We start from the raw sequence: 7,795 nt of genomic DNA on the forward strand, positions 1-7,795 counted from the left end.
GTGACGATGCCCGCTGTGTCGATTCCGGGAGTTCGTCATCCCCACGTGCGATGCGTGGGCAAGCATGGCGGCGAGTCGCCGCCCGCTTCAGGCGATCCGATCGGCTCGGATCAGCCGCCGTCGGCGGGCTTCTTCAGCGCGTTGTAGCGCTCCAGCGCAGCCGCCAGTGCCTCGTCGATCTGCTCGCGCTCGGCCAGCTGCTGGACCAGCATTTCCTGCTGGCGCAGGAGCAGCTCGTGCTGGGTGCTGACCTTCTCGCGCTGGGCCTTGGCGACGACCTTGCCTTCCAGCTCGCTTTCGCCCGCGCGGCGCAGCAGGCTGATCAGGCTCTGGCGGCGGCCTTCGACGCCAAGGCGCGAGGCCTTGATCGTCTCGTCCATCACCGCCTGGCGCTCGCCGAACGCGCGGCGCAGGTCTTCCTCGGTCGAATAGGACTCGGCCATCGCGCGATCGCGGCGGGCTGCAGCTTCGGCGAGCACCGCGGCTTCCTTCTTCGCCTGCGCCTGCGCCTGGGCGGCGACGAGTTCGGCGCCGGTGAGCGCGCGCCCCATCTGGCCGGTGGTCAGGCCGCTCTTGGAGTTGATCTCGGTGCGCGCGCTGTCCACGGCGTGGGCCGGGAGCGCGTCGCCGCAGACCTTCTGGCCGTTCTCTTCCCAGCAGTACAGCTTCTTCGCCTTGGCGTTGCTGCCCTTCTGCGGTTGCGCGGCCAGCGACACGCCGGCGACGGCGAACATCAGGGTGCAGGCGAGCAGCGGCAGGGACTTGTTCATGGGCGCAGTGAGCTTCGAACGTGGACGGTATGAGGCAAGGATCATGCAAGACTCACGCCATCGCGCGCGTCCGGCGAAGGCGTCAGGCATTCGCCTCGCTGCCATAGGCCTGGCGATAGGCCAGCAGGCGCTCGCGCTGTCCGGACAGCTCCGCGCGATCGCCGGCGAAGGCGAGCAGGTCGCCCAGCGTCGCCACCGCGATGACCGGCAGACCGTGGTCGGCTGCGACCGTTTGTGCCGCGGAGCGTCGGGAAGTGGCAGGGTCCACGGCTTCCTGGCGGTCGAGTGCGATGACGATGCCCGCGGCGATGCCGCCGGCGTCGGCGATCAGGCCCAGCGCTTCGCGGATCGCGGTGCCGGCGGTGATCACGTCGTCGACGATCAGCACGCGGCGGCCGGCGAGCGGTGCGCCGATCAGGTTGCCGCCTTCGCCGTGGGTCTTGGCTTCCTTGCGGTTGAACGCCAGCGGCAGGTCGCGGCCACGGCGTGCGTACTCGCAGGCCAGCGCGGTCGCCAGCGGAATGCCCTTGTAGGCCGGGCCGAACAACAGGTCGAACGCGACGCCGTGGGCGTCGATCGCGTCGGCGTAGCAGCCGGCCAGGCCGGCCATCGCCGTGCCCGAATCGAACCGGCCGGCGTTGAAGAAGTAGGGGCTCTGGCGGCCGGACTTGAGGGTGAAGTCGCCGAAGCGCAGGGCGTCGGCCTGCAGGGCCAGTTGCAGGAAGCGGGAGCGGTGGTCGGTCATGGCGTGGCGGTCGCGGGGGCGTGAGTTCGAAGGGTGCGGAGCATGATGTGCTGCGGGCCGGCGCTGCCGCCGTTGAAGAGTTCGCCGGTGTCGACGAAGCCGCTCTTGCGATAAGCCGCGATCGCAGCCGGGTTGGCGACGTTCACGGTGAGCACCAGCAGGGCGCGGTCCGGATGGCGTCGGCGCAGGTCCTCGCAGCAGGCCGTCATGGCCTGCGCGCCGTAGCCCAACCCCTGGCGGCCGTGGTCGATCACGAATGCGCGCAGGCCCACGCTGGGCACGCCGAGCGAACGGCCGACGACCGCGTTGGGTGCGAAATCGAGCCGGTAGAAACCCACGACTTCGTCGCCGGCCCATACCGCCATCGCCTCGCTCATCGGATCGCGCAGGGTGTCGCCGAGGTTGAAGGCCGTCTCGCCGACGAAGCGGTACTGCTCCTGCGTCACCCGCAGCGCCCGGACCGCCTTCGCGGCGGGCTCGTCGGGATCGAGGATGGGCGCGACGCGGACGATGCGGGCGGTGACGACGGACATGCCCGCCATGATAGGCCCTGCGCCCCTTTTGCAGCGCCGCTCCGGGCTATGATCGCCCGACATTCCGTGGAGTGCGCATGCGCATCATCAGCTTCAACGCCAACGGCCTGCGCTCGGCCGCCAACAAGGGGTTCTTCGACTGGTTCCGCACGCAGGACGCGGACGTCCTGTGCGTGCAGGAAACCAAGGCGCAGGAACACCAGCTGGCCGGCCCGCAGTTCCTGCCCGAGGGCTATCGCGCCTGGTTCAAGGACGCGAGCACGAAGAAGGGCTACAGCGGCGTGGCGATCTACAGCCGGCGCGAACCCGATGAAGTGCGCACCTCGATGGGCTGGTCGCCGTTCGACGACGAAGGGCGCTACATCGAAGCGCGCTTCGGCAACCTCAGCGTCGTCTCGTTCTACATCCCGTCCGGCTCCTCGGGCGAGGAACGCCAGGGATTCAAGTTCAAGGTGATGGACTGGCTCAAGCCGCACCTGGACGAATGGCTGGCGAGCGGCCGCGATTACGTGCTGTGCGGCGACTGGAACATCGTGCGCTCGAAGCTCGACATCAAGAACTGGAGCAGCAACCAGAAGAACTCCGGTTGCCTGCCGCCCGAGCGTGACTGGCTCAACGGCCTGTGCGTGGACACCTCCGGCTGGGTCGACGCCTACCGCGCGCTGCATACCGAAGGCCAGGACTACACGTGGTGGAGCAACCGCGGCGCCGCGCGTGCGAACAACGTGGGGTGGCGCATCGACTATCAACTCGTCACGCCGTCGCTCGCGCCGAAGCTGAAGGCGTGCTCGATCCTGCGCGAGCCGCGCTTCTCGGACCATGCGCCGTTTACGGTGGACTACGCCGAATGAGTTCAAGCGACTGGATCCAGCGCGTGCCGATGAGCGTGCGCCCCTACCTGCAGCGAGGGCCGATCGCGGCGCTGTTCCTCGGTATCTCGTCCGGATTTCCGTACAGCATGATCGGCGCGACGCTGACTACGCGCTTGGCGCAGGACGGGATAGACAAGAAGGCCGTCACCGCTTTCTCGCTGGCGTTCCTGGCCTATAACCTGAAGTTCCTCTGGGCGCCGCTGGTCGATGGATTCCGCCTGCCGGTGTTGGGGCGACTGGGGCAGCGCGTGTCGTGGCTGATTCTCGCCGGCGTGCTGGTCATGGCGAGCGTCATCTGGCTCGGCATGCTCGATCCAAGCGCCAGCCTTACCCAAGTGGCGATGGCCGCAGTCGCCGTCGGCATCGCCGGTGCGACATATGACATCGTCATCGACGCGTATCGAATCGAAACGCTGCGCCCCGAGCAGCTCGGCGTGGGCTCGGGCATGTCGCAGTACGGCTGGCGCCTGGGCGCGGTGATCGCCGGTTCTCTGGCGCTGTACGTGGCGGCGCGAGGTGGTTGGGGTTTGGCGTATCTGCTGTGCGCCGGCTTGGCCTTGCCCGCGTTGCTGGTCGGTCTGGTGCTCGGCGAACCGAAGCGCCACATCGTGGTGAGCGAGCACCGCGGATGGCGTCAGGCGTGGCACGCGACGATTGGCCCGCTCAGCGAGTTCCTTCGTCGCCGTGGCGCATTCCTCGTTCTCCTGTTCGTGCTGCTGCACAAGATCGGCGATACGCTGGCCAACCTTACCCTGCGCTTGTTGTTGAACGATCTGGGTTTCAGCAACGACGAGATCGCGACTTGGGACGTAGGCTTGGGCTTCTTCGCGATGCTGATCGGCATCTTCGTCGGTGGCGCGCTATACGCCCGCATCGGGCTCAAGCGGTCGGTGCTGATCTCGCTGGTGATGATGGGCGCGTCGAATCTCAGCTTCGCGTGGCTTGCGGCGCACGGACATTCCAACGCGCTGCTGGCGTTCACCATCGGCTTCGAGAACTTCGCCAGCGGCATCGGCGGCGTGGTGGTGGTGGCCTATCTGTCGGCGCTGTGCAATCTGGCGTACACCGCAACGCAGTACGCATTGCTCTCGGCGGCGGCGAGCGTCGTGGGTCGCCTGCTGACCGGCACCACCGCTGGCGCGCTCATCGAACAGCTCGGTTACGTGCAGTTCTACCTGCTGACCACACTCGCGGCCCTCCCCGGGATACTGCTGTACGTGTTCATGTTGCGCCGGGGCATGATCGACCAATCCTTGGGGAGCGCGGGCACGTCCAGTCCTGAACGATCGGAGGGCGCGGGAGCCTGATGGCCGATCGGAGCGCCCGCAATCGGAAATCGCCCGCAGTTTTTTCCGGGACCGATTCGCTATTCTTCGCGGGAACGGCCCTGATCGGCGTACCTGCCTTGCTCCTGTGCCTGATCCTGGCCGTGCGCCGACCCGGTGCGCGCCTCACCGCGCCTGTTGCGCAATGACCAAGTGCCCCCGTGCTTGATCAAGGGAACGACCGTATGACCGACATCATCCTGCACGACATCGACCCGCTGCTGCTGGATCGCATCAAGCGCATCGCCGCGACGCGCAGCTGGCCGCTGCAGGAAGCCTTGATGCACCTGCTCGAGCACGGCCTGTTCGCGTGCGAGGCCGAGATGGCCGCGCGCTTCAGCGAGACCGACGCGAGTGCGCTGCAGGCGGCGATCAACGCGCTGGAAGGCATCCCCAGCGATCCGGGTTTCTCGCTGATCGGCCGCATGGACCGGCCGGGGGACGTGCAGGCGCAGACGCTCGAATCGAGCGGCCTGACCGACGTCGACCGCGACCTCATGGCCTACGCGCAGAAGAGCTGAGTGCGGCTCAGGCCGCGGGATACACCGCGCCCAGGACACGCGGGCCGACCGCACCGCTGACGCTGGGAAGATTGCCGGGCAGGCCGGCCAGGGTCTGCCGCGCCAGCCACGCGAAACCCATCGCTTCGACGAAATCCGGGTCCACGCCGTGGCGCGCGGTCGATTCCACGATCACGCCCGGCAACTGCGCGCCGATGCGTTCGAGCAGGCGCGGGTTGTGCACGCCGCCGCCACACGCCAGCACGCGCCGCGTGTGCGGCTGCTGTGCGCGCAGGGCATCGGCGATGGTGATCGCGCTCAGCTCCAGCAGCGTGGCCTGCACGTCGGCGGGCGATTCGTTACCGGCCAGACGGCGTTCGACCCAGGCCAGGTGGAACTGCTCGCGCCCGGTGCTCTTGGGCGGCGGCAGCATGAACCACGGCTCGTCCAGCAGGCGCGCTAGCAGGTCGGCGTCGAGTAGGCCCTGCGCGGCGAACGCACCGCCGGCGTCGTAGGCGCGACCGGTGTGACGCAGGCACCACGCATCGAGCAGGCAGTTGGCCGGGCCGGTGTCGAAGCCGCGCACCGCGCCTTGCGCCGGCAGCAGGGTGAAGTTGGCGATGCCGCCCAGGTTGAGCACGGCCCGGTCTTCGTCCGCCGCGTGCAGCAGGGCCGCGTGCAGCCCCGGCAGCAGCGGCGCGCCGTGCCCGCCCGCGGCGACGTCGCGACGACGGAAGTCGGCGACCGTGGCGATGCCGGTGCGTTCGGCGATGAGGTTGCCGTCGCCGAGCTGCCAGGTGAAAGGATGGCGGCCGTCGAAACGTGCGCCTTCGGGGCGATGGCGCACGGTCTGCCCATGCGAGCCGATCGCCCGGACGTCGGCGGGATTCGTGCCGGATTCGCGCAGCAATTCGACCGCGGCCGCCGCGAATGCCTCGGCGATCTGCACGTCGAACGTGGCGAGCTCGTCCAGCGACTGTGCTTCGCCGCCCTGGCCGAGGGCGACCAGTCGCTCGCGCAGGCCTTCGTCCCACGCGTAGGTGCGGCCCAGCACCAGCTCGACGTGGTCGTGGTCGTTGCGAGTGAAGCGCACCAGCGCGGCATCGATGCCGTCGGCGCTGGTGCCGGAGATCAGGCCGACGAAGAGTCCATCGAACGGGCCGCGTGCGGGCCCGGTCGTGAAGGCCGGCATGTCGGGCTCAGGCCTTGGTCTTGGCCGGCTTCTTCGCCTCGGCGGCGGCCGGAGAGGCGCTGCCGGCATCGGCGTAGATGATGTTCTCGACCTTCTGGATCCGCGCCAGCGCGACGGAGGTCTGCGCGCGGAACTGCGCCAGCGCGACACCCGACAGCGGTTCCGGCGGCGGCATGGTGATCGACAGCGGGTTGCGGTGCACGCCGTTGACGCGGAATTCGTAATGCAGGTGCGGGCCGGTCGACATGCCGGTGCTGCCCACGTAGCCGATCACCGTGCCCTGCGCGATGCGCTGGCCCGCGCGGATCTTGCCGATGCGCGACATGTGGCCGTACAGCGTGCTGTAGCCGCGGCCGTGGTCGAGCACCACCGCGTTGCCGTAGCCGCCCATCCAGCCGGCCGACTTCACGCGTGCGTCGCCGGCGGCCATGATCGGCGTGCCCGTGCGTGCGGCGTAGTCCACGCCCTTGTGCATGCGCGTGCGGCCCAGCACCGGATGGCGGCGGGTGCCGAAGTTCGAGGTCAGGCGCGCATACGGGATCGGCATGCGGATGAAGCTCTTCTTCAGCGGACGGCCGTCGCCGGTGAAGTATTCGGACTTGCCGTCGCGCTCGAAGCGGAAGCCGGTATGCAGCTTGCCGCCGGTGGTGAACGTGGCGGCCAGCACCGGACCGGTGCGCAGCAATTCGCCTTCGCGCCAGGTCTGCTCGACGACGACGCTGAAGCGGTCGTTCGCGCCCACGTCCTCGTTGAAGTCGATGTCGTACTTGAAGATCTCGTCGGTCAGCGTGTTGAGGTTGCTGCCGGTCAGGCCGAGCTTGCGGCCGGAACGGAACAGCGACTTGCCGACCTTGCCGCTGATGACGACGGTGCGGGTCTCGGTCGGGCGCACGAGCACCTTCTCGGTGACCTTGTCGCCGGCGAGGGTCAGTTCGACGCGGTGGCTGTCGTCGCGGTCGTAGCGGAACGTGCGCAGCTCGCCGCTGACCGGAAGGTCGAAGGCGAGTTCGGTGCCGGGCTTGAGCCGGGTCAGCACCGACTTGTCCTGCGGGACCGCGTCGAGGAGCAGATGCATGTCCGAGGCGGAGATGTCCATGTCCTCGAACACCGCGCCCAGGGTCTGGCCGCGCTGGATGCGGACGATCTGCCAGCTGTCGCCGCTATGGCCCTTCAGGCGCGCCAGCGGAAGCGGCGGCAGCGCGAGCGCGAGCGAGCTGCGCTGCGCATGCATGGGCTGTGCGTTGGAAGTCGGGCCGAAACCGGGCACGATCGCAGCGACGAGCACGCCGAGCGTTGCGAACAGGCTCGCGTGCGCCCACTGGCGACGCGACCAGCGGCCGGTGAATCCGTCGGAATTCTGGCGGGCGAGCACCGTGCGGTGCAGAGCGGCTTCGCGCTTCGCCTTGAGGCGTTGGCGTCGATCCGTACCGCTGTCGGATGCTGTCATGTTGGAAATCCCGCGCAGGTGTGAAGGCTGTGTAGCGGCGTTACCATAGTGACGCGAGCAGTGTGCGTCAAACCCTTGAGCTGAATAGGGTTTTTCGTCACAAACCCGAGCGGTTATGTTTAACCCGCATTTAACCCAAATCCATGATCGTGATCGCATTGCGCGTTCACCATTCACGTAGCGAGTCCCAGCTTTGGCCCCCCAGACCCCCCACCAAGAAGCCCTCGACCTGATCGGCCGCGGTGCCGACGAGATCCTCAAGCGCGAGGAGCTCGAGGCCCGCCTCAAGCTCGGCCGCCCCCTGCGGATCAAGGCCGGCTTCGACCCGACCGCGCCGGACCTGCACCTGGGGCACACGGTCCTGCTGAACAAGATGCGCCAGTTCCAGGACCTGGGGCACCAGGTGATCTT

General features: G+C 68.2%; 9 protein-coding genes (1 of these 9 cut by a window edge). 4 read left to right on the top strand and 5 right to left on the bottom strand.

Annotation, left to right across the window (positions count from 1 at the left end; genetic code table 11):
* Positions 1–110: 110 nt before the first annotated feature.
* The 3 genes from FOF45_RS07835 to FOF45_RS07845 all read right to left on the bottom strand — a co-directional run bounded on the left by FOF45_RS07835 (position 111) and on the right by FOF45_RS07845 (position 2,048).
* Positions 111–770, bottom strand: a complete 660-nt coding sequence (locus FOF45_RS07835; RefSeq protein WP_158983689.1) for a hypothetical protein — start codon at positions 768–770, stop codon at positions 111–113.
* A gap of 82 nt (positions 771–852) precedes the next feature.
* On the bottom strand, positions 853–1,515 hold the full coding sequence (gene pyrE / locus FOF45_RS07840; RefSeq protein ID WP_158983691.1) for an orotate phosphoribosyltransferase: 663 nt from the start codon (positions 1,513–1,515) through the stop codon (positions 853–855).
* On the bottom strand, positions 1,512–2,048 hold the full coding sequence (locus tag FOF45_RS07845; RefSeq protein WP_158983693.1) for a GNAT family N-acetyltransferase: 537 nt from the start codon (positions 2,046–2,048) through the stop codon (positions 1,512–1,514). The genes pyrE and FOF45_RS07845 overlap by 4 nt, the downstream gene beginning before the upstream one ends.
* Before the next feature lie 77 nt (positions 2,049–2,125).
* Between FOF45_RS07845 and FOF45_RS07850 the strand changes: the two genes are divergently transcribed.
* The 3 genes from FOF45_RS07850 to FOF45_RS07860 all read left to right on the top strand — a co-directional run bounded on the left by FOF45_RS07850 (position 2,126) and on the right by FOF45_RS07860 (position 4,766).
* Positions 2,126–2,899 carry an exodeoxyribonuclease III gene (locus FOF45_RS07850; protein WP_158983695.1) on the top strand — a complete coding sequence of 258 codons (774 nt, stop codon included), beginning with the start codon at positions 2,126–2,128 and terminating at the stop codon, positions 2,897–2,899.
* The gene (locus FOF45_RS07855) at positions 2,896–4,227 is read left to right on the top strand and encodes an AmpG family muropeptide MFS transporter (protein WP_158983697.1); all 1,332 of its coding nucleotides are present in this window, start codon (positions 2,896–2,898) and stop codon (positions 4,225–4,227) included. Before FOF45_RS07850 ends, FOF45_RS07855 begins: the two co-directional genes overlap by 4 nt.
* A 203-nt stretch (positions 4,228–4,430) precedes the next feature.
* Positions 4,431–4,766, top strand: coding sequence for a hypothetical protein (locus FOF45_RS07860; protein ID WP_158983699.1), 336 nt, complete (start codon positions 4,431–4,433; stop codon positions 4,764–4,766).
* A 7-nt stretch (positions 4,767–4,773) separates the two neighbouring features.
* On the opposite strand, the gene FOF45_RS07865 is transcribed toward FOF45_RS07860, so the two are convergent.
* Both FOF45_RS07865 and FOF45_RS07870 read right to left on the bottom strand, forming a co-directional pair.
* Entirely contained in the window at positions 4,774–5,937 is a 1,164-nt protein-coding gene (locus FOF45_RS07865) for an anhydro-N-acetylmuramic acid kinase (protein WP_158983701.1), read from the bottom strand.
* A gap of 7 nt (positions 5,938–5,944) precedes the next feature.
* Positions 5,945–7,384, bottom strand: a complete 1,440-nt coding sequence (locus FOF45_RS07870; RefSeq protein ID WP_158983703.1) for a peptidoglycan DD-metalloendopeptidase family protein — start codon at positions 7,382–7,384, stop codon at positions 5,945–5,947.
* A 193-nt stretch (positions 7,385–7,577) separates the two neighbouring features.
* On the opposite strand from FOF45_RS07870, the gene tyrS reads away from it, so the two are divergent.
* Positions 7,578–7,795, top strand: partial view of a tyrosine--tRNA ligase gene (gene tyrS, locus FOF45_RS07875; protein WP_158983705.1) — the start only. The gene runs 1,003 nt beyond the window's last position; 218 of the gene's 1,221 nt are visible here — the first part of the coding sequence; it begins with the start codon at positions 7,578–7,580; its stop codon lies off the right edge, out of view.

The sequence above is a fragment of the Lysobacter panacisoli genome, from assembly GCF_009765165.1.
Classification (GTDB): Bacteria; Pseudomonadota; Gammaproteobacteria; order Xanthomonadales; family Xanthomonadaceae; genus Lysobacter_J; species Lysobacter_J panacisoli.

Coding starts and splice junctions, on each gene's coding strand:
- FOF45_RS07835 (WP_158983689.1), bottom strand. CDS start 770: ATGAACAAGTCCCTGCCGCTGCTCGCCTGCACCCTGATGTTCGCCGTC.
- pyrE (WP_158983691.1), bottom strand. CDS start 1,515: ATGACCGACCACCGCTCCCGCTTCCTGCAACTGGCCCTGCAGGCCGAC.
- FOF45_RS07845 (WP_158983693.1), bottom strand. CDS start 2,048: ATGTCCGTCGTCACCGCCCGCATCGTCCGCGTCGCGCCCATCCTCGAT.
- FOF45_RS07850 (WP_158983695.1), top strand. CDS start 2,126: ATGCGCATCATCAGCTTCAACGCCAACGGCCTGCGCTCGGCCGCCAAC.
- FOF45_RS07855 (WP_158983697.1), top strand. CDS start 2,896: ATGAGTTCAAGCGACTGGATCCAGCGCGTGCCGATGAGCGTGCGCCCC.
- FOF45_RS07860 (WP_158983699.1), top strand. CDS start 4,431: ATGACCGACATCATCCTGCACGACATCGACCCGCTGCTGCTGGATCGC.
- FOF45_RS07865 (WP_158983701.1), bottom strand. CDS start 5,937: ATGCCGGCCTTCACGACCGGGCCCGCACGCGGCCCGTTCGATGGACTC.
- FOF45_RS07870 (WP_158983703.1), bottom strand. CDS start 7,384: ATGACAGCATCCGACAGCGGTACGGATCGACGCCAACGCCTCAAGGCG.